This is a genomic window from Bradyrhizobium sp. Ec3.3 (genome assembly GCF_000472925.1).
GTDB lineage: Bacteria > Pseudomonadota > Alphaproteobacteria > Rhizobiales > Xanthobacteraceae > Bradyrhizobium.
This window is the reverse complement of the sequence record NZ_AXAS01000014.1, coordinates 1-24,353: the sequence shown is the minus strand read 5'-3', so window position 1 is coordinate 24,353 and position 24,353 is coordinate 1. Positions and strand designations below refer to the sequence as shown.

The following is a 24,353-nucleotide window of genomic DNA, read 5'->3' as shown; positions in this document are numbered from 1 at the left end:
CGTCAGCGGGCGTGAGCCGCCCGCGCTGCCTTCAGTCTCGCGAAATCGTCACCTGCGTGATGCGACGAACGGGTCAACGGGCTCGCCGACACCATCAGGAACCCCTTGGTGTAGGCGACCTTTTCATATGAGCCGAACTCATCCGGCGGCACGTAGCGCATCACGGCGTGGTGCTTGCGGGTCGGCTGGAGATACTGGCCGATGGTCAGGAAGTCGACCTCGGCGGAGCGCAGATCGTCCATCACCTGGAGCACCTCGTGGCGCTCCTCGCCCAGGCCGACCATGATGCCGGACTTGGTGAAGATGGTGGGGTCGATCTCCTTCACCCGCTGCAACAGCCGGATCGAATGGAAATAACGCGCGCCGGGCCTCACCGTCAGGTAACGCGACGGCACGGTTTCGAGATTGTGGTTGAAGACGTCGGGCTTGGCCGCTGCCACCACCTCGAGCGCCCCCTCCTTGCGCAGGAAGTCGGGCGTCAGGATCTCGATCGTGGTCGAGGGACAGGCGGCGCGGATCGCGCGGATCGTCTTGGCAAAATGCTCGGCACCGCCATCGGCGAGATCGTCGCGGTCGACCGAGGTGATCACGACATGGGCGAGCCCCAGCTTGGCGGTGGCCTCGGCTACATGCTCCGGCTCGGCGGCGTCGAGCGCGTTGGGCAGGCCCGTCTTGACGTTACAGAAGGCGCACGCGCGGGTGCAGGTGTCGCCCATGATCATGAAGGTGGCGTGCTTCTTGTCCCAGCACTCGCCGATGTTCGGGCAGCCCGCCTCCTCGCACACGGTATGCAGGCCGTTGGCCCGCACGATGTTGCGGGTGTCGGCATAGCCGCGGGTGTTCGGCGCGCGCACGCGGATCCAGTCCGGCTTCGGCGGCGAAGCGGCATCGGGCCGGTTCACTTTCTCCGGGTGACGCGGGCGCGGCGGGTTGGTGATGGTGTCGACAATAACGACCATGGGGTATCCGGTCTGTTCAGGTCCTACCTAGTCGGTATCGCAGGGCATCGCAACCCGCTCGCGCCGCTTCAGGGAACATGGCAGATATGGGCAATATCCTGCTCTGTCGTCTAGCGATTCTCACCTCGAATGGCTCCAAAATCGAAGCCCTCCACACCCACCCTGGGCAAGCCGTTGAAGCGTGGCTTCTTCGCGCGCAGCGTCCACGAGGTCGCGCCCGACCTGATCGGCGCGACGCTGCTGGTGAACGGCGTCGGCGGGATTGTCGTCGAGGTCGAGGCCTATCATCATACCGACCCGGCGGCGCACTCCTACCGCGGGCCGACGCCACGGAACCAGGTGATGTTCGGCCCGCCCGGCTTTGCCTATGTCTACCGTTCCTACGGCATCCATTGGTGCGTGAACTTCGTCTGCGAGGAGGAAGGCTCGGCCAGCGCCGTCCTGATCCGCGCGCTGGAGCCGACGCATGGGATTGCCGCGATGCGCCGCCGGCGCCATCTCGTCGATGTGCATGCATTATGCTCGGGACCGGGCAAGCTGACGGAAGCGCTTGGCATCACGATTGCGCACAACGCCCTGCCCCTCGACCGCCCGCCGATCGCATTGCACGCGCGCACCGGCGACAAGGAGATCGCGATCGGCATCCGGATCGGCCTCACCAAGGCGGTCGAGCTGCCCTGGCGCTACGGCGTCAAGGGCTCGAAGTTTTTGAGCAAGCCGTTTCCGAGGTAGCTGTCATTCCGGGATGGTCCGAAGGACCAGACCTCCGAGCGCAATTGCGCTTCGGGGAATCTCGAGATTCCGGGTTCGATGCTGCGCATCGCCCCGGAATGACCGAAAGATCACGACACCTGCTTCAGCCGCTCCTGCGCCTCGAACAGCTTCGCCTTGCGCGCCAGCGCGGCCTCGCGCTTTTCGCGCTCCTCCTCGACGACCTCTTCGGCCGCATTGGCGACGAATTTCTCGTTCGCCAGCTTGGACTCGGCGCGCTTGATGTCGGCATCGGCCTTGGCGATCTCCTTGTCGAGACGCACGCGCTCGGCGGCGAGATCCACCACCCCCTTCAGCGGCAGCGCTGCGACCTCGCCGCGCACCAGGATCTGCACGGCACCGTCAGGCGCGCGATCGGCGAAGGAGATGTCCGAGAGCCGCGCCATGCGCTTGATGACATCGGTCCAGCGCGGCGCGCGCTCCTTCGTCTCCGCGGAGGCGCCGGCCAGCACCAGCGCCGTCAGCGTCGCCGGCGGGATGTTCATCTCGGCGCGCACCGAACGGATCTGCGTCACCAGGTCGATCACCCAGCCGATCTCGGCTTCCGCCGCAGGATCGGTGAAGTCGGCGTGGTCGAAGATCGGCAGTACCATCGGGGACATGAAAGCCCCGTCATTCGGCATCGATGCCGCGACCATCGCGAGCTCTTCCGCCGTCGGCCCGGCGGACTTCAGCGGCCACGGCGCCAGAGTGAGCAATTCCTCGCGCTTGGCGCTCACTTCCCACAGCTCTTCGGTGATGAAGGGCATGAAGGGGTGCAGCAGCTTCAGAATCTCGTCGCGCGCCCAGGCGACCATCGCGCGGGTCTCGGCCTTCGCCGGACCATCCGGGCCGAGCAACACGGGCTTTGCGAGCTCGACATACCAGTCGCAATAGACGTTCCAGACGAAGCGGTAGATCGCGCCCGCCGCATCGTTGAAGCGATAAGCCTCGATCGCTTCCGTCACCTCGCGCGTGGTGTGCGCGGTCTCGTGCGCGATCCAGCGGCTCAGGGTCTGCGTCGCTTTCGCGGGCTCAAAACCCTCGGGCACCAGGCACTGGTTCATCTCCGCGAAGCGGCAGGCATTCCAGAGTTTGGTCGCGAAATTGCGATAGCCTTCGACGCGGCTGGTCGCGAGCTTGATGTCGCGCCCCTGGGCTGCCATCGCGGCGAGCGTAAAGCGCAGCGCGTCGGCGCCGTACTCGTCGATCAGGTGCAGGGGATCGATGACGTTGCCCTTCGACTTCGACATCTTGGCGCCCTTCTCGTCACGGACGAGGGCGTGGATGTAGACGGTCGAGAACGGCACCTCCTTCATGAAGTGCAGGCCCATCATCATCATCCGGGCGACCCAGAAGAAGATGATGTCGAAGCCGGTGACCAGCACGTCGGTCGGGTAGTAGCGCTTCACTTCCGGCGTATCGTCGGGCCAGCCGAGAGTGGAGAACGGCCACAGCGCGGAGGAGAACCAGGTGTCGAGCACGTCCTCGTCGCGGGTGATGAAGCCCTCGCGCTTGTTGCGGTCGAGCGCCATCTCGCGCCCCTGCTCCGGCGTGATGACCTCCTGCTCGGCGTAGTAGCCGAGCGCGTGGCTGACTGCCTCCTCCTCGGTCTCGGCGACGAACACCTTGCCGTCCGGCCCGTACCAGGCCGGAATCTGATGGCCCCACCAGAGCTGACGCGAGATACACCAGGGTTGGATGTTCTCCATCCACTCGTAATAGGTCTTCTCCCAGTTCTTCGGCACGAAGGTCGTCTCGCCGTTCCGCACCGCCGCGATGGCGGGCTTTGCGAGCGTCTTGGCGTCGACGTACCACTGGTCGGTGAGGAAGGGCTCGATCACGACGCCGGAGCGGTCGCCATGCGGCACCATGTGGGTGTGCGGCTCGATGCGCTCGATGAAACCGAACGCCTCCAGCCGCTCGACGATGCGCTTGCGCGCGGCGAAGCGCTCGACATTGTGGAATTCCGCGGCGAATTGCGAGGCGCCCTCCGGCAGGTCGCGCAGGTAATCCTCGTTGTCGACGAGATCGAGGCAGCCCTCCTTGTCGAGCACGCTGATCTGGCGCAGGGCATGGCGTTTGCCGACCTCGAAATCGTTGAAGTCGTGCGCCGGCGTCACCTTCACCGCACCCGAGCCCTTCTCGGGGTCGGAGTAATCGTCGGCGACGATTTTGACCTTGCGGCCGACGAGCGGCAGGATGACGTGCTTGCCGACGAGCTTCTGATAGCGCTCGTCCTCGGGATGCACGGCAACGCCGGTATCGCCGAGCATGGTCTCCGGGCGCGTGGTGGCGACGACGATGAAACTCGCGGGATCGTCGGGGCTGAAGCTCTTGCCCTCGACCGGATAGCGCAGATACCAGAGGCTGCCCTTGACCTCGACCTGCTGCACCTCGAGATCGGAGATCGCGGTGAGCAGCTTCGGGTCCCAGTTGACCAGCCGCTTGTCCTTGTAGATCAGGCCATCGCGGTGGAGCTCGACGAACACCTTGATGACGGCCTTCGACAGGCCCTCGTCCATGGTGAAGCGCTCACGCGACCAGTCGCAGGAGGCGCCGAGCCGCTTGAGCTGGTTGATGATGGTGTCGCCGCTCTCGGCCTTCCACTCCCAGACCCGCTCCAGGAATTTCTCGCGGCCCATCTCGCGGCGGCCGGGCTGCTGACGCTCCATCAGCTGCCGCTCGACCACCATCTGGGTCGCGATACCGGCATGGTCGGTACCAGGCTGCCACAGCACGTCGCGGCCGCGCATGCGCTCGAAGCGGCACAGCACGTCCTGAAGCGTGTTGTTGAGCGCGTGGCCCATGTGCAACGAGCCCGTCACGTTCGGCGGCGGGATCACGATGGTGAAGGGGGTGGCGTCGCGCCGGTCGGGACGGCCTGCCTTGAAGGCAAGGCTGTCCTCCCAGACGACGGACATGCGGGCTTCGATATCGGCGGGCTGGTAGTTTTTCTCGATCATGGGGCTGCTAAAAAGCCGTGCGCGGCGGCCAAGTCAACGGAAAGTGTCAACGGAAAGCCCGGCGGCGAAACGGCTTTCCGGCCCGGTCGCCAGGCCCAATGGGTCATAAAAGCAGGGCTTTATCGGGACCACGCGGCCCGGCCTTACCGGCCGCCGCGCGAGACCCGCTCGATTTCCGCCTTCACGATGCGTTCAACGAGGCCCGGCAGGTTGTCGTCGAGCCAGGATTTCAGCATCGGCCGCAGCATCTCCTTGACCAGGTCCTCCAGCGTGCGCGCATTCGAGCTCAGGACGGTATGGGCCAGGGAATTGAAGGCGGATTCGACGGCGGAGACCGTGGTCTGCGCCAGGAATGGCTGCTGCGGCGGCAGCGGCGGCGCGTCGAAATTCACCGGTTGGTAGGACGGTGGCGGAGGAGCCGGCCGGAACGGCGTCGCCGCGGCTTCGGCGAATTCGACATCGTCGCCCGGCTCAACCTTGCGAAAGCTCGGTGGTGGAGGCGCTGGCGTCTCCACCGCCATCTCGTCGGTCAGCTCGAGCACGTCGGGCTCGGGCTCGGGTTCCGGCGCCCGCATCTCGGGCGCGGGGGTCGCCTCGTCCAGCCCCGCCAGCAGTGCGTCGATATCGTCCTGGTTGTTGCTTGCGGCCGGCGCCAGAGCCGCAGGCTTTGCAGCCGGTGGTGGCGCAGCCGGTTTTTCGGCGGCAGGCTTGGCCGGCGCGATCTTGGACGGCGGAATGTCATTCATCGCGGCCGGCTTGGGCGCCGGCGCGGCAGCGGGCTTGGCAGGTTCGGCGGCCTTCTCGGCCAGCGGAGGCTTGGCCTCATCGTCGGCAATGATGCGCCGGATCGAGGCCAGAATCTCCTCCATCGAGGGTTCTTGCACCTTTGCAGGCTGCGTCATCTCCGACTCCACATCATCAACGCCCTCGCATGCGTTGTTTTACACCAAGCACGACAGGATTGGCCGGTTCCGAACGGGTGGCTCAGCATTTTCGCCACGACCGCCTGACTTGTCCCCAGATCACGGCGATTGCGACTCATTGCGCGGCGGTGCGCCCCCTGCCCACGGCACCGAAGCCTTACGCAAACAACATGAGGTGCGGCGCGAATCGCGCCAGCATCTCAGTGAAAGGCTATGTCAGGGCGTTTGATGATTGCAAGCAAACCGCAAGTCGGCATCGCCATGATGCGACGCCGACCTAAAGCGCGACGAGATTCGAAGAATCGTCATCGCGCTTTAGGTTGTTGTCTGAGCATGATCTTTCGGAAAACCGCTTCACACTTTTCCGGATCATGCTTCTGGTCGCGGAGATCAGCGTCCGTCGGGCGTGCGCACGCCGGCCCAGCTATCGCGCACCTGGTGGTAGTGCACGCTGGGATCGTAGACGTTGGTCTTCAGGCCGAGCACCTGCGGAGACAGGCGGCCGACCGAGCTGAGAACGCGATAGGAATTCACGACGCGGTCGTGCTGCGCTTGCACAAGGTTGATGCGGGCGTTGACCAGCGCCTGCTGCGCGTTGAGGACGTCGAGCGTGGTGCGCTGGCCGGCCTTTGCCTCCTCGCGCACGCCGTTCAGTGCGATCTCGGACGCCGTCACCTGGGCCTGCGTCGATTGCACCTGCGCCTTGGACGCGTCGAGCTGGCCCCAGGCAGATACGGTGTCGGACCGAGCCTGGTCGCGCGTTTGGTCGAGCGCGAGCCGCTGCTGCGCCAGCGACTCCTTGGACTGCCGGATCAGCGAATATTCGCCGCCGCCCTGATACAGTGGCATCGAGGCCTGTGCGATGGCGGCAGCGCTGAACGTGCTTGGAGTGATCAGAGTTTGCTCATAGGCTTGATTGACCGTGGCCTGGAACGTGAGCGTCGGCAGCAACGCGCCTTCGTTCACCTTCAGGTTCATGAAGGCGACATCGATCCCGAACATCGCCGCCGTTACGGTCGGGTTTTGGATGAGCGTTAGCTCGACCGCCTTTGGCAGCGACTGCGGCAGCAGGCGATCCACCGGCGAGCCGGGCGCGAGATTGACGGGCTCGATGCCGATGATGCGACGATAGTTCGCACGCGTCGCCGTCAGCGTTGCTTCGGACTGCTGCTCGAGGGTTCGCCCCGCAGCCAGTTGTGCTTCGGACTGGGCCACGTCGGTGCGGGTGACTTCGCCGACGTTGAAGCGGTCTCGCGTCTGCTTCAACGTCTGCTCGAGCACGCGGACGTTGCTCTTGTTGACCTCGACCGTCGCCGAATCGCGCAGATAGTCCATGTAGGCCTGCGCCGCCGAGAACAGCACCTGCTGCTCGAGATTGCGCAATCCCTCGCGAGCGCCGGAAACCTGATTCTCCGCGGCCCGGGTCCGGTTACCGGTCTGGTTGCCGTTGAACAGCGTCTGGGACACGGTGAGACCGGCTGCACGCGGTGCATTATTGCCACTGTTGACCGTGTGTATCACGAGGCCACCGGTACTGGCTGCCGTCGAGTCGCTGTGCAGAACTTGAGCGCCGACGCTCGCGTTCAGCGAGACTTTGGGGCGATATCCGGACAATGCCTGCGGCACGTTTTCGTCCGTCGAACGGACGAATGCGCGCTGCGCGTTGAGCTGCGGATTATCCTGATAGGCGCGCACCAGCGCGCCTTCGATCGTCTCCGCCAAGGCCGACGAATGCCCCGCGAGCGCCATCAGGAGGACCGAAGCCGCAGCTCCGGTGAAGAGCTTCACCCCATGCATCCCAGAAGTTCCGTTTCATTCTTATCGCCGGCTCGTGCCCGCGAGCCGGGTGACAGAGAGTCGTTGCCCCCGGCGCACCATAGGACGTGGTCAAGCCGGACGGAACTACCCGGCGGTTGTTCGCAGCGGAAAGTCTTCACGTGCAGCATCCCTGCCACACTTCTGATTCAGAACGGTATTTTTAACGAGTTCCACCCCGTCAGAAGACGAAGGCGGGCGCCCGCACCAGGCCGGGAAGAACCGGGGCTGCTGCGTCGAACAGCGCGCGGTGGCCGAATTCGCCATGGGCGCGGGTCACGATCATGGCCCGCGGGGGCGTCGTCTCGGCCGACACGCCGACCAGCCGCCCGCCTTCCTTGAGCTGCTCGAAGAGCACGTGGGGTGTCACTTCGGTCGCCCCGTTCAGGATGATCACATCGTAGGGGGCAGCCGCCGGGTCCCCATCCGCGCTGGGCGCGGCTGCGCACGTCACATTCGCAAATCCGAGGGCAGCCAGATTGCTATTCGCTTTTGCGGCAAGCGCCGAATCGCTTTCCGTAGCCGTGACTTGCGCAGCGAGCCTGGCGGCAAGTGCCGCGACGTAACCGCTGGCGCAGCCGACCACCAGGACACGATCAGCCTCGCCGATCTCGGCCGCCTGCAGCAGCTTGGCGGTGAGCGCCGGCTTGATCAGGTACCGCTTGGCCGATCCGGCCTCGGCGACGTCGAGATCGAGGTCGAGGTAGGCCAGCGCCTGCCGGCTTGCGGGTACGAAAGCCTCGCGCGGAATCGTGAACATGGCATCGAGGATGCGGCGATCGGTGACGTCACTGGTGCGCACCTGGCCATCGACCATCTTTTGGCGCGCGGTCGCAAAACCGGACATTGGGGAACCCTGGAATGCGGACGGCGCCGCGGAAAAACGTGGCGGCATCTTTGGAACATGCCCCGCCAAAACGCAACACGGCGATTGCCACAAGGCGCAAGCCTCGGGCTGATCAAATTGGGCTTGGGGTCTTGCGCCCTATTCGATCGCGACAGCGAGCCGGCCAATGAAGGCCGCGACTTCATCCAGCCGGGCCGAATCGCGCGTCTCGACCGCGCGCGCGAGCAGCGCGAGGCATTCGTCGTCGCTGAGATCGGGGATGTCGGTGGGCAGAATCGAGGGGGACAAGTGGGAATGGTCGACCTGAACGTTCGGCATCGGAATCAGCTCCGCGTAAGCCCAGCGTCAGGGAACCTCGATTTGAATTGAGTCGAATTGGCGTCGTAGCGATGTAGGCGCGGCAGACGACGTGCACGTCCGCGTGAACAGCCTCGCGCTCCGGCACATCAGTGCGCGGCAAGATATTGAAGTTGATGAGAAATTTGGCTCCCCGGGCTGGATTCGAACCAGCGACCATCCGATTAACAGATGGTCACGACCTCGTTTCACAGCATTTCAAGTCGTTTGTTCGCTTTGCCTAACGCACTGATTCGGTTACGATTCACTCACTCATTGCGTCGTGTTGCTTTGCATCGGGCCACTTAGCTTTGCGCGTTTAAGTGGCCCCCAAGTGGCCCCAACCATGCCAAAGACAGATCATCGCAAGAATCTCACCCCCACTCTAATTACAGGTCTTAAGCAGGCCCCTGAAGGCGAGCGCTATCAGGTCATGGATGCGCAAGTTCCTGGCTTTGGTGTGAGGGTCACCAGCGAAGGCACCAAGACATTTATCCTCCGAACCCGGTTCCCTGGCGGAGGAAGTGCAAGTCGTCGGGAGATCGGCAAGTGCGCCGACATGTCACTTACTGACGCAAGAGAGAAGGCGCGTCGCTGGCGCGAGCTGGTTGCCAAGGGGGTCGATCCGGCCGACCAAGAGCGCAGGGAGCGCGAAGCCGAGATCCTGAAGCGCAAGACGACCTTCACCGCCGTCGCTGAGGACTTCATCCGCGACAAGTTATCGACCGAGCGAAAGGGAGCTGAAGCGGAGCGCGACATCCGACGCGACCTGCTCCCTGCATGGAAGGACTACGCAATCACCGAGATAAGCGACCTGCAGATTTCTGCGCTCATCAAGAGCAAGGGGCGCAAGAGGAAGGTTGCACGGAGCAAGGGCTCGGGCGGCAAGGTCGGTGCGCGCAACCTGCTGGCGCTGATTAAACGGCTATTCCGCTGGGTCGTGGCACAGCCCGAATACGGCCTGAAGGTTTCGCCGTGCGCTAACCTCACAGCTACGAGCATTTTAGGCGACATGCCGCGATCCAGTGCAAGGACGCTGACAGACGATGAGCTATTCGCACTGTGGCGGGCCGCGAGTCGGATGCCCTACCCGGCCGGCGCCGTCTATCGGTTACTCTGCCTGACCGCGCTTCGGCTCAACGAAGTGGCCGACGCTTCGTCGGATGAAATCAACAGTCGCGAACGCATTTGGGTTATCCCCGCCGCCCGCATGAAAGGAAAGGATGGCGGCAAGAAGCAGGCACGGCCCCATGCCGTTCCCCTTACCAGAGACATCTTGGCAATCATCGATGATTTGCCGAAGTTCAAGGGTGGCAAATATCTTTTCTCGACGACGGCAGGGGAGACTTCAGTTTGGATGGGCACGAAGTACAAGCAGCGCCTAGATGCGCGGATGCTTCGAACACTTAGAGCGCTAGCGAAGATCCGAGGCGATGATCATAAGCAAGTCGCGCTTCTGCCGTTCGTCAACCACGACATCCGCCGCACTGTGCGGAGCGGCCTGTCCCGGCTCAAGGTCACAGAGGAAGCACGAGAGGCTGTGCTTGCCCACGTTCGGCCCGGCATCAAGGGCGTCTATGATTTGCACGATTACCTGGATGAAAAACGCGAGGCGCTAGAGCTGTGGGCGGCGCGGCTGCGAGATATAACGCAACCACCGCCCCAAAATGTTATCGCAATAAGCGCGAGCGTCCGATGAAAAAGGATCATCCGGTGCTCCCCGCTTTATTTGCGACAAAGCTCACGCCGGCCGACCGCGCAATAGCAGCTCACATGAGCTCGAAACATCATCGGAGCCTGATCATTTTTCTCAGGTCCGACAAGGAAATCACGCCGACTTTCCGTTGGTATCTCGCGGATGTGTTGGAAGGATTGGCATATCCAAAGCGAGGTCGTCCAAGAGACAGCGTCCGCAAGAACAGTACCGAATTAAAGTACGAGCGGTTGGCGAAAAAAGAGGACGACGTCGCAGCGATATTCGCCAACGAAATCGTGCACCGATGGCGCAAGATGGGCTGCAAGAATGCCTGCCCAAATGGAAAGCCAATCAATCAATCGGCCTGCAGTGAGGCAATAAAAGTTCTCAGGGCACATGAGCCGGGAAGATACAGAAGGACGGAAGTCCCCGCGGTGCAGCTGCGTATGCGTCCACTTGCCGGTTGCGATTTCCGTCGTCTTTGGGATCACCGCACCAGACTTAGGGGTGCAAAATAAATCGGCTCTTTTTTAATACCTGCCGATGCCCAAACATCCATGGTTATTTCCTCGCATTGCTAAATCACTCAATGCGAGGACACAGAATGACCAGGCGTCTTATCCCCTACTCCGCTCTCGCCGATAAGTGCATCAACTACAGCAAGCCTCACCTTTGGCGGCTTGAAAAAGCCGGCAAGTTTCCGAAGCGCGTTCCTACCGGCCCAGGTCGGTACGGTTACGTCGAAGCTGAAATCGATGCGTACATCGCGCAGAAGATCGCTGAACGCGACGCTTCGCAGCTGACCGCAGCCTGAAAGCAGAAAAGCCCCAAGCGCTGGCACGCCGGGGCTCTCCAAATCATCGATCAATCAGGAACACAAATGCACTACAATTCTGCACGGCCGCGCGCAAGCGGCAAATATCCTTCCAATCCCGGGACCAAGGACGGATCTCCGCAGACGGCCTACGAGGCGGCTAAGCTCGTCGTCGATATCGCCAAGACCAATCGCGACAAAGTTTTGCAAGCGCTGCGTGGTGAAATCTTCGGGCTCAGCGCCGAAGGCATCGCGGGCAAATTAGGCCTTAGCCGCTACGTTGTTCGTCCCCGGCTCAGCGAGTTGGTCGCGACTGGCGATGTAATCGAGACGCCCTTCCGCGAGAAAAACGGCGAAGGCCGTACCGTCGTCATTTGGAGGGCCGCCCGATGAAGCATGTGAGACGCCCGGAACTCGAGCTCGATCCGATCAAGGAGGTGTCGGCGGAGCCGACCCCAACCGAACGCCGCAACATGCTCATCGCGGCCGCCGAAGACTTCAATAGGCTCCATCCGCCCGGCCCTTCCGAACCCCAGACCGCGGAGGAACAGGTCGATGAGGCGATCGCAGCCGGCATAGTCAGTCTGGCCCCTCAGCGGGCACACAGCTCAGCGTCTCCGGAGGAGGAGTCGGATGATTTCGATTGGGATAATCCCGACGAGGAAAGCATTGTTCTGCGAGACCAGCGCGCGACCGCGGCGTATCGCAACAAGGGCGGTGAATTGATCATCCGTCAACGCGCCGGCTGGAACGATGAGCACGACGCTTTCATCTTTGTTTCGCCAGAGAACGAGATTGCGTTCCTGGAGAACCTTGCGAAACGGCACCGAGAAAGCTAGCGCTTGGGCAAGCGGCGAAACAACCAGATAGACGGGCAGTTCTCTGCCCGTACTATCGAGATGCTGGAAAGCCCGGCTTGGCGAGCGCTCAGCTTGTCGGCACATCGCGTGTTCGATCGCATCGCTATCGAGCTGGCGCATCACGGCGGCAACGACAACGGTAGGCTGCCGGTCACCTATGACCAGTTCGTGGAATACGGCATCGATCGCCAAGCGATTGCGCCGGCAATCCGCGAATTGGAGGCCTTGGGCTTTGTGGAGGTCACACAGCGCGGCAAGCCCAGCGCCGGTGGCTTCCGCTGGCCGAACTATTTCCGGCTCACCTGCATCAACTGCAAGAGCACTCCCAAGCCGTCGCACGAATGGAGGACTGTCAAGACCACAGAGGAAGCCCATCAACTCGCGCGGATGGCCAGACTGGCCAAGACCAAAAACAAATCCCCAGGGTGGAAATCCCACACTGTGACAGTGGGGGAAACCCACACTGTGGCCGACAATTCCCAGGGTGGAAATCCCACACTACTGTCCTAGGGTGGAAAACCCACACTACCTCTATATCTCGGGGGAAGTACCAGACGGGACGACCTCTGTATCAACCGACCTTATGAGCACTGGAGCCGCTCCCCGGCCGCGAAGCTTCGTCGTCAGGTGCGTCGAAGGCGACCTCAGCATGGTGGGCCTGCGCACTTTCAGGCAAAGAGGTTCGGATCGAACGGTCCCCGCGCGCCTTCAGAGCAATTCCGGCAAATACCCACGCGACGATCCAGCAAATGGACCACAGCAGAAAGCCGAAATCCTTTCCGGCCATTAAGCCAGCTAAAAGGGAAAACGCGTACGAGAGAAATGGCCATTTGCGGGGCCCTCCAGCCGAGAGCACTGCTCCAATCGAGACCAAAAACGGGGCGAAAGAGACGGCTATGACCCCGATCAGTTCGGGCGTGTCCATGCTGTGAGTACTCCCTGATAGGAGTTTTTCACAGCGTATTATTGAGCCCGACGTGAGCGAAAGTTGGATCGCTAGTTAACCCTGATAGTCGCAATGTGAACTAACATTGATCTGTTAGGGCGCAAGCGATAGCTCTGAGGAGCGGAAGCAATACACATCGATCCCGATACCTGGCTCCGCGCCGTATGCGACGACCCGCTCACCACTCAGTCAGCGGGCAAAATTGCGTGCGAGTTGGTGAGAGGTTTCAAAAACACAAGCAGCGGCAGTTACCAGGTCTCGCTCGAGAGGCTTGCCGACTTGAGTGGGGTCCACAATCTGCAGACCCTTCGTCGCTCCATCGATCGCCTAAGGTCCCGGGGGTGGCTTATCGTCGAGCGGGACGTGCACCCGTCCCGGGGAATGACCTATTGGCCAAACATACCGGCTCGAGGCTGAAATACGCAGAACGATATCCACGGGGGGAATAAATGAGCAAGTACATGCGCGGATGGCAAATCCCGAGTTTCCAGCCTGGCTAGCCTATTTGAATTTGGCCGTAAACGGTGGCTCCTGGCTCGCCCTGTCCTTCCGGGACGGGTCGGTGCAGCACATAAAGCACGATCATTTCCGCATATGCCGTGCCCCTGTGCACCTCTATCCGATCACCCGGCGCGGGTAGTTGTAAGAAGCTCAGCGTACCCAAAGATTTGGTGTCGCCCTCATCACGGATTTCTTCCAACTTGGCCATAATCGGCATCTTCAACACCTCCAAATCCAATATCGAAATTACTCAAACACTGAACTCTGTCACCGGCGGTCCATCCATATTTCGATGGGATGATCACCTACTCGGTTCCGGTAGATCCTTTTGATCTCGTCCGCACTCTCAGCGTCCGCGATATGGCGGCCCCGTGCGCCCCATCCGAGGGAATAAACAACGAAGCGCATAACGCTTAAGACGCGAGAGGGGGCAAAGCTCCAAGTTTCAGGAGCGGAAAGCGTCGATCGCGTGGGCGATCAGGATCGCCGCGCCCACTGCAAGGATAAAGACGGAAATCCAAAAAATGATCGCGTCCATGCTGGAAGTGAATGCGCACACCCGTACACAGTCAAAACTAACCAGCCGGAAAAATTGATTTCCGTCTTCGGATGGTGATTCGCGGCAACTGATGCGCCCGCGCCGGTCCTATCGGCCAAATGCCAGCAGAAGGAGACCACCGACGACGCACCCCGCGAGAGTCAACAAATACAGGCTCACGGCTTTGCATCCACCCAGAACGCTAATAGGAACAATAAACGTTTATCCGCAATTCGCCAAATTTTCCCAAAGGCCTCTTTTTAGTTGCAAGTGCAACGGATTAGACCGGGCGGCTAAGTGCTACTTGCGCGATCTGTCGGGAGCGTCACAAACCTGTGGCATGCCCATTGCATAGTAAAAATGAACTGGGATTTCAGTGCCTAGTTAGAAAATACCGCGCTGCCGGGATCTGTATTTCCAGCCCGACAGCGCCTTTTTCAGCAATCGAATTTTTCGGAGCACCCATGCCATCGAACACGATTGAATTGATTGTTTCCGCTTATGTACGTTTGAAGAACCGCCGAGCATTGGAGGACATGCGTGAACTTCGGCGCCAGTTGCTCGGAGGTCTACAAGCCGCGCCCGGCATCAATCCGCGTGCGGCTCTGAAGCACGTTGAGGAGGACCTGCGAGTAATAGAGCAAGGGCTAGAGCAGCTCCGACTGCCACGCGAGCGCAAATCCGAAAGGTCGCGCGGGCGGGTTTAGGAATACGTCAAGTGGAACATACCCGAACACACATCCTCCTGTGGGGGTAGCAAGCGTTCCAAACGGCGAACATCCACGGATCGGGAGCGGAACACTGTAGCCGCGGTTCATCTGCAAAGCTTACGGCAGGCGTGGCGCGATTCTGAGGGGCGGCAGTGAGCCGATCATGATGAGCGGCTCTAAGCGATCCGCGGTCGCACCGGCGTCCTGGTAGAACGCTAGGAACGTTCACCGCGCCTGCGCTTGGTGCGGATGAAGGATCCGTCACCCGGAATGCGCAGAGCGCTGCGTCAAGCTCAGATCTACGGCTAAGTCAAAGAGCGATCTTCCATTTCCGATAAGAAGCTCGCGCGTTCGGCGGAGCGTAGGTGGACGGCTCCGGCTCGCCTCCAGCCAGCCTCGCAGCTGGAGCCGTTCTCTTACACTTCCGCAATTCATTCATAGCGGCCCCCCATTTTTCTGAGGGCATCGAGCACGTTGATTCGTACCTCCTGATTTGCCAAGTGCGCAAACATCCGCTTCTTAGTCGGTTGTTCTTTGAATCGATTAGATAGCCAATGCAATGAGTTGATCTCGCTGATTTGACGCTTGAATCATTAAGGGCCACTACTGGGCCACATGGCCTGGTTTTCAGCGAGTGAACCCTGATGTCGGCAACTACTTCGGCAGTAACGACCGCGAAGCAAACGCATCGATCGCGCGTGACCAATGGTACCGCGTTGTTAGCTGGAGTTGATGGTCGGAGCGTGTGGGCGCGTCGGCTCCGCGACTTGATCGACCTACATGTGTCTGACCTGGGCGGCAGCGCTGCTGTGAGCGCCGCTGAGCGCTCCATCGTTCGCCGGGCTGCCACACTGACCGTTGAGTTGGAACGGCTGGAGACCACGTTTGCGCTCGCTGGCGCGGCATCTGCGCAAGACTTGGATTTGTACCAACGGACCGCCGGCAATCTCCGGCGACTGCTGGAGTCCATCGGCCTTCAACGGCGCGCCAAGGACATCACCCCCGACCTTCGCGACTACGTGGCGGCCCGTGCTGGGGAGCCTGCATGAACATCTTGCAGGCGTGCGCCGACAAGAAGCTCTTCGCGCCCTGGTTCAAGAGCCAAGCCGACTGGGCTGCCTGGATGGCATTCCTGGCCGCGCTCTTCGCGTTGCCGATGTCGGCAGAGATGTTGCTGACCTACCAGCGATGCACGGGTAGGACGGTGCCGCCAACATCCCCTGCCCTCGAGGCCTGGCTGATCTGTGGTCGTCGCGCTGGCAAATCGTTCGTTCTCGCTCTTACCGCCGTCTTCCTGGCCTGCTTTGGCGACTACCGAATGCATCTTGCTCCCGGTGAGCGCGGCACCGTGCTTGTGATCGCCACGGACCGGCGGCAAGCAAGGGGCATCGTCCGCTATGCGCGTGGATTGCTCAAGGGCATTCCGATGCTGGCTCAGATGGTCGGGCGCGAGACGACTGAAAGCTTCGATCTCGACAACGGTGTCACCATTGAGGTTGCGACTGCAAGCTTCAAGTCGGTACGCGGCTATACGATCGTTGCGGCTCTCTGCGATGAGATCGCGTTCTGGCCCAGCGATGATGCTGCCGAACCCGATTACGCGATCCTGGACGCTTTGCGCCCCGGCATGGCGACCATTCCTGGCGCCAAGTTGCTGTGTGCTTCGTCACCCTATGCCAGACGCGGCGCGCTGCATGACGCATTCAAGCGCTATTTCGGAAAGGACGACAGCGGCGTGTTGGTGTGGAAGGCTGACACCCGCACCATGAACCCGACCGTTCCGCAGTCGGTCATCGATCAGGCCTTCGAGCGCGATCCGGCCAGTGCATCTGCCGAATACGGCGCCGAGTTTCGCACCGACATTGCAAGCATTGTCACGCCCGAGGTTGTGGCCGCTTGCGTGAGCACGGGTGTTTATGAGCGACCGCCAATCAAGGGGGCGACTTACTACGCCTTCGCGGACCCCAGCGGCGGCAGTTCTGACTCGATGACCCTGGCGATTAGCCACGTCGAGACCAAGGGCGGCAAACCGATCGGGGTTCTCGATGCGGTTAGAGAGATCCACCCGCCATTTTCGCCTGAGACCGCCGTTAAAGAGTTTGCCGGGCTTTTGCGCATCTACGGCATCCGACGCGTCAATGGCGACCGCTACGGCGCGGAATGGGTTGCCGAGGCCTTCCGAAAGGCTGGGCTCGAATATCGGTCATCTGAACTCTCCAAGAGCGAAATCTATGTCGACTTTCTTCCCCGGTTGAATAGCCGCGAGGTCGATCTCCTCGACAATAAGCGCCTGATCGCGCAGCTCGTCAGTCTCGAACGACGGACGGCGCGAGGCGGCAGAGATTCAATTGATCATGCGCCCGGCTCGCATGACGACCTTGTCAATGCCGCTGCTGGCGCCCTGGTCTTCGCCACATCGCGCAGAGGGCAGACGCCGCAAGCCATTTTTGGAGCCTACGGTAGTGATGGCATCCGCGTTTCCAGCCATTCCCCGAAGCGCACTTTTGACGGCGCAATCACCGAAGGCCCTCTGGCCGGCGGTTACGCGACAACTCGATAGGAGAAAGCAATGTCATTGAAACTCGCAGATCCCAAAGAATGGCGTGGCCGCTCGCAACTGATCGGAAAAGCCGACAATGGGAACGTCGTTTATGTCGCCGGTCCGAGGGTCGGACGGTGGGCCTGGGATTCTTCCAGAAATAGCCTGCTCGCGACACTCGAGCTGGATGTCTACGGCGGGCCGTTGAAAGCATATGACGCGTTGCGCGAGAAACGCATCGAGTTGCAACAGAGCGGCAAACTAACTGCGGCGGGCGTCGCTGACGAGATGGCTAAGTTCGTCGCGATGGCGAGGCCCACTATCGACCGCGCGAAGGAGAATCTTGCGAAGGTGTCTCAAGAAGTAGCGACTCGGCGAGCTAAGATCCGACCGGTTGCCGCGAGCAATGACGATCCCGTCCACACGATGCAAAAGCTTCAGGCTCTCAACGATCTAAGCCGGATGTCACGTCGCGAGATCATGAACATCCTCGCCGGAGACAACCCGAGCCCAATCCACATCGAAGCCGCTCTTGAAGCCGATCCGCGCGTCGTTCCCAGCGTCGGCCCCGCCCTCCGCAAGCATCTCGAGACGACCGCTGTTCGGGCGAAGTTCGGTCCCGAGATCGAAGAATTGGACGAAATCGATCGCGCGATTGAGACGGCCTCACGAGCCCTCGAGGCAGCAGAGTCCGGAATTGGTCGCGAGATCAAGGGCGAATGCGTCGAGCTGACCCGCGCGGCGCCTTCGCTCGCTGCAGGCTAAATGATTTCACGAGCTTCCCTGAGACCGGATGTACGTCCAGGGTCGAATGAAAGGAAGAGAACCATGTTGAACAAGGAAGATCGCGCGATGGTGCGCGAGGCCGCCAAGGGCCTCAACGGCGCCGCTGCTGCGAATTTCGAGAGCGCTGTGATCGCACGGCTGCAAGAAGCTCTAGACGCTGGCGTCATTGATTGCGTGGCCAAGAACCACATTCGCGCGGCTTGCACGGCCGAGTTGTCGAAGGGCAAGTGAGTGCGCTCGAGCTGATGATGCATCGAATCCTATAGGCCGCGAATCCACAAAGCTGCCGGGCGGATGGCTTGCCGCAGTCCGCTATGCACCGATAGCGACCGAAGTTTGCAGCGCAGCTAAATGACGCGAAGGGCCAATTTCCGACTCAAGCGCTGCAGCAAGGTGACCGGACACTCCTCGACAGCCGCTTTGTGAATCGCGCATGTTCAGTCGACCGCGACCATGACGTCGGAGGCCTTGATCACCAGGGTGATGCAGTCGTTCACCTTGATGCCGAGCTCGTCGACGGCCTCATCGCTCGCCACCAATCGATGTCCGCTTCGGTCCCGATATCGCCAGCATATGAGCAAACGCAGCAAATGACGCGAGGGGCCACAAGCGGCTGTGAGCAGTCGCAGCGAGGCAGTCCTTATTCGATCAACTCGTTGACGAATGCGTTGTCGAGCTTTGGGACGGCCCTGTTCGAATGGCTAGGTTTGAACCGGAAGAGCCGGAAGAGTAAGGCCGAGAGCCATGCGACCCCAAAAGATCACCCGCGGCGAAATGCGCGACATGGGCGTCCTAACATGGCGGTTGCGGCTCGTCGGTCCCGCCGGCCAGTGCAATACGGCGTCAGGTTCGTTGCATCGAAAAGGGCGCGAAGAGAAGGACGGGAACGGGACTACTTCATGTCGATGTGCACCCACCCCCAATTGGCGTACACCTCCACGCCAATTTTCGGACCGCGAAGCACCAGCACGACGCCGTTCTCATTTCGCAATCTCACCCAGCCAGCGCCAGCCCCGAGGGCAGCGCCAACGCCCAATCCAGTGTAGCTCCCCGCGAGATCGCTTGGAGTGCGAAGGTTGAAGGCACGACCTCCAAATTCGCTCGCCGAAACGCCGAGTGTGGTACCAACGGTCGCGCCAGACGCTTCAAAGGGATACTGTTTACCGTGAAATGTCAGAATGCCTCGGCCAGCTCCAGCAGCGGTGATGAGCCCTCCTTTGCCGAAGATTACCCGCAGCGTACCGGTATCTGCTTGCGACGGAGCAGCGGCTGCGCTCCAAAGGACTAGGGTCACTATGGTGCAAAGGATTGAAGTACGAACGTAGGTCGTCATGCGGCATCCGCCCGACGCCAGCGCATTCGAAATCCCATTTCAAGCCTATCAACCTTTACCATCTTTGATTTGGATCCATGCTCCGGCACCTGCGAATTTCGATTGTTGCGTCGCGGCCCTCGACAATTCCGGCTTCTGCAAGGCCTTGGCGGAACGAACGGAGGTGATCTGGGCCCACCCCGGCAGAGCCAAAGACGAGATATCCGATCACCGGCAATCTCGCCTGCTGCGCCCGTGCGCCGACATAGCTTGCCACGGTCGCGCCGCCGAGAAATGTGATGAACTCGCGTCGTCGCATATGCCCCCTCCGAGAGCGGGCCTTGCGCAATCCCGAAACTATAGCAGGTTCGAGCGGCAAATGGCGCGAAACGATGCCGGAAACTGATCAGGCTCCAATTTCCGAGATGGGTCATTCGCGACTGGGGCAAGCCAGCAGCGAGTTCGGTCACGTCCGGTGTGCCGCCGAAAGCGGAAGTAAATTCAGAGCCAGACGGTCATCGGATGACTCTGTATTTCTTGGCGGGTTTGCGTCTCGGATCTGGGCTCGGCAATGGTGACCAGATCCACTGCACTGATCAAAACGGCGGGGCCGCCATCTCTCGACGGTCGGCCCCTAACCGTGCGGGTACGCAGGTCGAGCATCTGACCATCCCGCACGGCTGCAAGAGACGTTCCTGGAATTGCAGTTGCGCGACAACACGAATCCGAAATTTACGTAACCGATGAAGGTTAAGGACGCGCACGGCCGCGTGTCTTTGTAGCCGCGAATACATCGACAAGGTGATGGATCAGATGATGATGGACGGTGCCGCATGAAGCGCCCGGCGCCGATCGCAAAGAAAGCCCAACCGGAACGGTGGCGGCACACGCCATTCGCAGAAAGGTCAGATTCACGATCCGGGCGTGATCCGTTCATCCTTGCTTGTGGATAAACGGTGCATAACCGCAGCACAAGAACATGGCCCGCCGGTTGTTTGCAGTCTGCAAAAAGGCCGCAGCGTCAAATGCCGCTGCGGCCCCGCCGGGTCAAAAAGAATAGGTGAAATATGGTCCAGCCCCGGCACCAATAAAGCTACGCCCCGAGGTCTTAGCGGCGCAAATAGAATCGACCCGCCACTTAACGAACCGGACTAACTGTTGCCTGTGGACAACTGAAATCTCAGGAGCCTTGACCTACAGGTCGGTTGACGCGGCTGGCTGCCGCCGCCAAAGCCCAACTTGACTTAGGTCAACGATCCAGTGCGTCAGGCTGTCGCGCCGACAGAGCGCTAACCCTTCGATTTCTGCGGTACACTTGGCTTACGCTCTGCGGAGCGTGCTTCAAGAGGGATAGAGCGGCTCTCGCGCTTGCCAGCCCCCTGCCGGAGCCGCTTCTCTGGCCAGACCTCGCTTTGTCCTTCAAAGCGATGCGAAGAATTGCCAGATGAGTAGCAGCACTACGATCGCCAGCATGGCGTAGATCGTTCTGCGGCCCATCCGGTTCATTGGATAACCCTGTATTTCCTGGCTGGCTTGCGCCTCGCCTGAACATCTGGATTTGGTCTTTCGCGGGGCACGCATGATGCCGATCCGGGCGAACATCGTCGGTCCGCCTTGCTCTACCACCAGGATCAGCCCCTCCATCGCGGCCTGCCATTCCGGCGCATCGTGCACCTTGGGCGGCAGCGCGGCGATGTACTCGCCGGCTTCGCGCAGCGTGACCAGCTTGCGGCCGCCAATCTCTATCGGATCATCGAAGGGCCGCCCCCAGCCTCGATCGGTCATTCTTTCTGCTTCACAATCCTGGTGCGTCCAAGGGTCACGCTGGAGCCAACTACCGCTTTTTCCCAAGGCGCCCTGCTAGTTTGATCTGGTCGGATGGCGGGCTTACGGACTGTCATTCGATGTTCTGAGCAAATGCCCCTAAGTCCTCGTACCCGCCTCCGGACGCAAAGAACTTCGTGCAGTTCTTCCCAATGACTCGGAGGCGGGTCTCTTTTTCATCCCGATGTCCCGCGGCGTCGTTCTTCAGGAGCCGGACGTAGGTCTCGCTCTGCGGCGATGGCCGCTATCGGCGAATGGCGGAAAAGTCGGTCGGGCAATGGTGGTGACAAGACGCGAGAACGCGATCTGATGCGCGCCACATCGTGAACGCGCCCAGAAGCAATGCGACAACAATGAGCTTAACCAGTGTGTCGTTGCTCAGTTCGCTTCTCCTTCCGATCCTGCAAACGAGAACGGCCCCGGCGCGCGAGGCTGGCGGACACGCGGTGCGCGCCGCCGCGCGCAAAACCACTGTATCGGGGAGAAGCGGCAAAGTGAGATGCTCTCAAGGGGGGAACCCCTGAGGCATTTTGACCTATCTCAATGGCGGGCCTCGTCAGGCTGGTGTCAGCCTGCCGTGCAAGTCCTTCATCGTTGTCGATTCCCCCGAGGGTATCGGCGGCGGCGAGGTCCGGTTTTGGGTTTGCCTCCATTTCCCGGGCCTCGCTTCCTCTCACCCGCGGTATTCCTAATGGCCGAGACGGACGCAGAACGCTTCCGTAAGGAAGCAGAGGAATGCCGCCAACACGCGGAGAAGGCTCTCAGCCCGCTGGACAAAGAAACTTGGCTGCGGTTGGCCGCCGAGTGGCTCAAGCTCTCACAGGATGCCGAGGGCCGTGGAGGTCGATGGTTTCGTACCTGAGATCCCTGGCCCCCACTGAGATGATCGTGCGCTCAGCCAAAGACAACCGCGGAGTGTCTCTACTGATGGAGGCGAACCGCTTTCTCCCTCATCTTTGATGCCGGCCGCCTAGGGTCGGACGTCCTGCGCCCGGATCAAAGGCGCACGGTCTGCGCCTCACCAATGACGACAAGATGAAAGAACTACGAGCAGTTTTGACTATCTCGGCCGACGTTTTTTCAGTGGCCCAGAGCCTCGTCGGTCTTGATCAAAACTCCCTCAGTGGCAGCAGCAGTTGCACGCCGATCGGTCGCCCGGTGAAGCGCTCGATGAACTCACGCACGGGCTCGGTGACCTCGTGCCCCTCAGCGACCCGCTGCTCCAGCTCCTCGGCCACGTCCTCGGAAGCGTCGCGCGACCAACCCTCCCAAGGATTGAAGCACACAACGCGCACGGGGTGGTCGTACTGGCCGCTGATCAGGTCGTTGATCAGCGTCCGGTAGTCCGTCCGGTTCTCATCGGTCTCGCTCCAGGCGGGGCCGCTGCTGAAGTCCTGCAGCACCAAGTACGAGTCCCGGTCGAGCCGATGGGTGGGGATGATCGAAGGAGACTGACGCATACGCAACTCCACTGCCCCCGGGGGTCAAGGTAGGGCATCGCGGCGCGGAACGCGAATCAGTTCGGCTTGGTGAACTCGGCCTCGGTGGGCATGCAGCGGGCCCCGTGGATGCGCCTTCGTGCCGTTCCGTTGCTTACCAGCCTAGACGGGAAATATCGCACAGGCGCGGCTACGGGGGGTGGCGGGGGTTACACTGAGGGTCGCGGCTTGACGCTTGCTTTTTGCAATATCCGCAAGGTCCGGACGGATGAGAAAATCACCTTCGGGATCTGAGGTAGCCATTGTGAATGACTTCTCCTCCAAGAGACAACGATGCAAAAAGGTGCCCGTTCGATGTTGTCCTCTTCGAAGAGCTCGCCGCGCCTGAGAATGATGGGAAACTCGTGCTCCTCGTCAGGACGCAAGATCGCGACGAATGAATCGCCAATAGCCGCCATTGCGATCGACCGCACCGAGTCGTCCCGCGAGACGCCAACGCCCGAAGGGAAGCATCTAATTCGACGGATGGTAATGTCCGAACTGTAAACGTTCTTACAGTGGAGATCGCGGCCGCCGTGCTCTGATGGGCTGATCCAGACAAGCGGTCGTCCAGAGAGAAGTCGATCCCAGACTGTGACCACAAACGATATGAGCCCACTAATTGAGCCAAGCTGTATAAGCCACTGAGGGAGCATTATTTTTTTACTTTTAGCCCGAGCTCAACGAGCCGGCGGATCGCTTCGGAGCGTGAAGTTTCGTGCTCATCGGCCCACTTCTCGATCGCGGCGATCATCTCGGGTTCGAAGCGGGCCGGAATAGTCTCGCCGAACCTGACGCCGGCGGGTCGGCCACGAGATTTTTTGTGTACAGTTTTTGTTTGCTTGCCCATGAATATTGGTGTACAGAAAAAGCGAGCCGATGGCAAGGCTGCAACCTTCGCCACCGGCTCCAACCTCAACCACCTGGAGTCAAATCAAATGGCCAAGGCTAAGAAGCGTGTTAGCACGCAACGGAAAACTGCGCCCAAAATTCGCGGAAGCAAGCCCAACAGATCCAGGGCTGCCAACGCCGGCTGAGCGGGCGGCCATTACGTTCCCCGCCGTCAAGGTGTCTATTCCTGGTGAAGATTGGCATCGAAAGCACTTGCCGTGGATCCGCCTCGCATTATTGATGATCGGCGACGATGATGTTGGCATGACCGAAAGATTTCGCGACATGCTGGGATGGGATGAACCGACCATAGCGGATACGCTGGAAGGCATTGGCTCGACCAAGAATCACCTTGAGGGCTTGGTGGAGGCGCTCAACGCATGCATGACAAGGTCGTTCATCGTGCTCGAGCGGCTTGGCTACGATCCCGAGGCATCGGCCGCCTGACCACGCCACCCACCCAGAGCCCGTCGGTTCGCTGGCGGGCCTAGGTCGTGTGGACACTTATCGCAGCCAAAGCACGGTGGCTGCGATGGTGACGATGGCAAGGTAGTTTTGGGCAGTCTTTTCGAAGCGGGTTGCGACACGGCGGAACTGCTTGAGCTTGCTGAAGCAGCATTCGATATGCCATTGACAATACCGCTAATAATTTGACGGAATTCGACGAATCACCGAGAGTTGGATTCCAAGCGCTGAGCGCCTTGGCGCGTTGGCTTGGAAGCCGCGATGAGCGAATCTCCGCCTCCGCCTGTTTGGCAGACGCTGCCGCAGGAGCGGCAGCGGGGCGTCGTCGTGACGCTGGGACAGATGGCTCTGCGACAGGTTCGACAGATGTCTCTTGCCGAGGAGACATTCGATGATC

Annotated in this window: 23 protein-coding genes and 1 pseudogene; 11 read left to right on the top strand and 13 right to left on the bottom strand. The window is 60.9% G+C overall.

The features are described from left to right. Nucleotides 1–2: 2 nt before the first annotated feature. Nucleotides 3–959 (bottom strand): lipoyl synthase, encoded by a 957-nt coding sequence (gene lipA / locus YUU_RS0115730; protein ID WP_027523250.1) that lies wholly within the window; start codon nucleotides 957–959, stop codon nucleotides 3–5. Between the two features lie 129 nt (nucleotides 960–1,088). On the opposite strand from lipA, the gene YUU_RS0115725 reads away from it, so the two are divergent. Continuing rightward, complete coding sequence (locus YUU_RS0115725) at nucleotides 1,089–1,691, top strand: DNA-3-methyladenine glycosylase (RefSeq protein ID WP_027523249.1); 603 nt, start codon at nucleotides 1,089–1,091, stop codon at nucleotides 1,689–1,691. Between the two features lie 110 nt (nucleotides 1,692–1,801). Here the strand turns inward: YUU_RS0115725 and YUU_RS0115720 are convergent, their stop codons facing one another. The 5 genes from YUU_RS0115720 to YUU_RS0115700 form a co-directional block, all read right to left on the bottom strand. Continuing rightward, on the bottom strand, nucleotides 1,802–4,675 hold the full coding sequence (locus YUU_RS0115720; RefSeq protein WP_027523248.1) for a valine--tRNA ligase: 2,874 nt from the start codon (nucleotides 4,673–4,675) through the stop codon (nucleotides 1,802–1,804). 143 nt (nucleotides 4,676–4,818) lie between these two features. Further along, nucleotides 4,819–5,577: a PopZ family protein gene (locus tag YUU_RS0115715; protein WP_027523247.1), complete on the bottom strand. Its 759-nt coding sequence runs from the start codon at nucleotides 5,575–5,577 to the stop codon at nucleotides 4,819–4,821. 411 nt (nucleotides 5,578–5,988) lie between these two features. Further along, nucleotides 5,989–7,395, bottom strand: a complete 1,407-nt coding sequence (locus tag YUU_RS0115710) for a TolC family outer membrane protein (RefSeq protein ID WP_027523246.1) — start codon at nucleotides 7,393–7,395, stop codon at nucleotides 5,989–5,991. A gap of 199 nt (nucleotides 7,396–7,594) precedes the next feature. Then, nucleotides 7,595–8,260 (bottom strand): protein-L-isoaspartate O-methyltransferase, encoded by a 666-nt coding sequence (locus YUU_RS0115705; protein WP_027523245.1) that lies wholly within the window; start codon nucleotides 8,258–8,260, stop codon nucleotides 7,595–7,597. Nucleotides 8,261–8,398: 138 nt separating this feature from the next. Beyond that, on the bottom strand, nucleotides 8,399–8,578 hold the full coding sequence (locus YUU_RS0115700) for a hypothetical protein (RefSeq protein ID WP_027523244.1): 180 nt from the start codon (nucleotides 8,576–8,578) through the stop codon (nucleotides 8,399–8,401). Between the two features lie 364 nt (nucleotides 8,579–8,942). Between YUU_RS0115700 and YUU_RS0115695 the strand changes: the two genes are divergently transcribed. The 6 genes from YUU_RS0115695 to YUU_RS55100 all read left to right on the top strand — a co-directional run bounded on the left by YUU_RS0115695 (nucleotide 8,943) and on the right by YUU_RS55100 (nucleotide 12,476). Continuing rightward, the gene (locus tag YUU_RS0115695) at nucleotides 8,943–10,295 is read left to right on the top strand and encodes a site-specific integrase (protein ID WP_027523243.1); all 1,353 of its coding nucleotides are present in this window, start codon (nucleotides 8,943–8,945) and stop codon (nucleotides 10,293–10,295) included. Further along, nucleotides 10,292–10,810 (top strand): hypothetical protein, encoded by a 519-nt coding sequence (locus tag YUU_RS58650; protein WP_156944317.1) that lies wholly within the window; start codon nucleotides 10,292–10,294, stop codon nucleotides 10,808–10,810. The genes YUU_RS0115695 and YUU_RS58650 overlap by 4 nt, the downstream gene beginning before the upstream one ends. An 86-nt stretch (nucleotides 10,811–10,896) precedes the next feature. Further along, entirely contained in the window at nucleotides 10,897–11,106 is a 210-nt protein-coding gene (locus tag YUU_RS0115690; RefSeq protein ID WP_027523242.1) for an AlpA family transcriptional regulator, read from the top strand. Between the two features lie 66 nt (nucleotides 11,107–11,172). Beyond that, a complete protein-coding gene (locus YUU_RS0115685) occupies nucleotides 11,173–11,499 on the top strand; it encodes a hypothetical protein (protein ID WP_027523241.1) in 327 nt (108 codons plus the stop codon). Between the two features lie 44 nt (nucleotides 11,500–11,543). After that, nucleotides 11,544–11,945, top strand: a complete 402-nt coding sequence (locus YUU_RS0115680; protein ID WP_156944316.1) for a hypothetical protein — start codon at nucleotides 11,544–11,546, stop codon at nucleotides 11,943–11,945. 3 nt (nucleotides 11,946–11,948) lie between these two features. Continuing rightward, a complete protein-coding gene (locus YUU_RS55100) occupies nucleotides 11,949–12,476 on the top strand; it encodes a hypothetical protein (protein WP_156944315.1) in 528 nt (175 codons plus the stop codon). 61 nt (nucleotides 12,477–12,537) lie between these two features. Here YUU_RS55100 and YUU_RS0115670 read toward each other — a convergent pair whose 3' ends face one another. Continuing rightward, nucleotides 12,538–12,891, bottom strand: coding sequence for a hypothetical protein (locus tag YUU_RS0115670; protein ID WP_027523239.1), 354 nt, complete (start codon nucleotides 12,889–12,891; stop codon nucleotides 12,538–12,540). A gap of 517 nt (nucleotides 12,892–13,408) precedes the next feature. Continuing rightward, complete coding sequence (locus YUU_RS0115665; protein WP_156944314.1) at nucleotides 13,409–13,639, bottom strand: hypothetical protein; 231 nt, start codon at nucleotides 13,637–13,639, stop codon at nucleotides 13,409–13,411. A 2,067-nt stretch (nucleotides 13,640–15,706) separates the two neighbouring features. On the opposite strand from YUU_RS0115665, the gene YUU_RS50960 reads away from it, so the two are divergent. The 3 genes from YUU_RS50960 to YUU_RS0115640 all read left to right on the top strand — a co-directional run bounded on the left by YUU_RS50960 (nucleotide 15,707) and on the right by YUU_RS0115640 (nucleotide 18,217). Beyond that, nucleotides 15,707–17,221: a terminase large subunit domain-containing protein gene (locus YUU_RS50960; RefSeq protein ID WP_063621721.1), complete on the top strand. Its 1,515-nt coding sequence runs from the start codon at nucleotides 15,707–15,709 to the stop codon at nucleotides 17,219–17,221. A gap of 9 nt (nucleotides 17,222–17,230) precedes the next feature. Beyond that, nucleotides 17,231–17,965, top strand: coding sequence for a hypothetical protein (locus YUU_RS0115645; RefSeq protein ID WP_027523236.1), 735 nt, complete (start codon nucleotides 17,231–17,233; stop codon nucleotides 17,963–17,965). Nucleotides 17,966–18,028: 63 nt separating this feature from the next. After that, on the top strand, nucleotides 18,029–18,217 hold the full coding sequence (locus YUU_RS0115640; protein ID WP_027523235.1) for a hypothetical protein: 189 nt from the start codon (nucleotides 18,029–18,031) through the stop codon (nucleotides 18,215–18,217). 661 nt (nucleotides 18,218–18,878) lie between these two features. Here the strand turns inward: YUU_RS0115640 and YUU_RS0115630 are convergent. The 4 genes from YUU_RS0115630 to YUU_RS50950 form a co-directional block, all read right to left on the bottom strand. Further along, nucleotides 18,879–19,319, bottom strand: coding sequence for a hypothetical protein (locus tag YUU_RS0115630; RefSeq protein WP_063621719.1), 441 nt, complete (start codon nucleotides 19,317–19,319; stop codon nucleotides 18,879–18,881). A 1,398-nt stretch (nucleotides 19,320–20,717) separates the two neighbouring features. Beyond that, nucleotides 20,718–21,083 carry a hypothetical protein gene (locus tag YUU_RS50955; RefSeq protein WP_371260489.1) on the bottom strand — a complete coding sequence of 122 codons (366 nt, stop codon included), beginning with the start codon at nucleotides 21,081–21,083 and terminating at the stop codon, nucleotides 20,718–20,720. Between the two features lie 1,148 nt (nucleotides 21,084–22,231). Next, a complete protein-coding gene (locus YUU_RS0115610; protein WP_027523232.1) occupies nucleotides 22,232–22,582 on the bottom strand; it encodes a hypothetical protein in 351 nt (116 codons plus the stop codon). 673 nt (nucleotides 22,583–23,255) lie between these two features. Next, nucleotides 23,256–23,504 (bottom strand): ribbon-helix-helix domain-containing protein, encoded by a 249-nt coding sequence (locus YUU_RS50950; protein WP_245288021.1) that lies wholly within the window; start codon nucleotides 23,502–23,504, stop codon nucleotides 23,256–23,258. Between the two features lie 53 nt (nucleotides 23,505–23,557). Here YUU_RS50950 and YUU_RS58645 point away from each other — a divergent pair, with 53 nt between their 5' ends. Beyond that, complete coding sequence (locus YUU_RS58645) at nucleotides 23,558–23,938, top strand: hypothetical protein (RefSeq protein ID WP_156944313.1); 381 nt, start codon at nucleotides 23,558–23,560, stop codon at nucleotides 23,936–23,938. Nucleotides 23,939–23,995: 57 nt separating this feature from the next. On the opposite strand, the pseudogene YUU_RS56380 reads toward YUU_RS58645, so the two are convergent. Beyond that, nucleotides 23,996–24,130: pseudogene (locus tag YUU_RS56380) on the bottom strand (IS5/IS1182 family transposase); the annotation flags it as partial. Nucleotides 24,131–24,353: the final 223 nt, after the last annotated feature.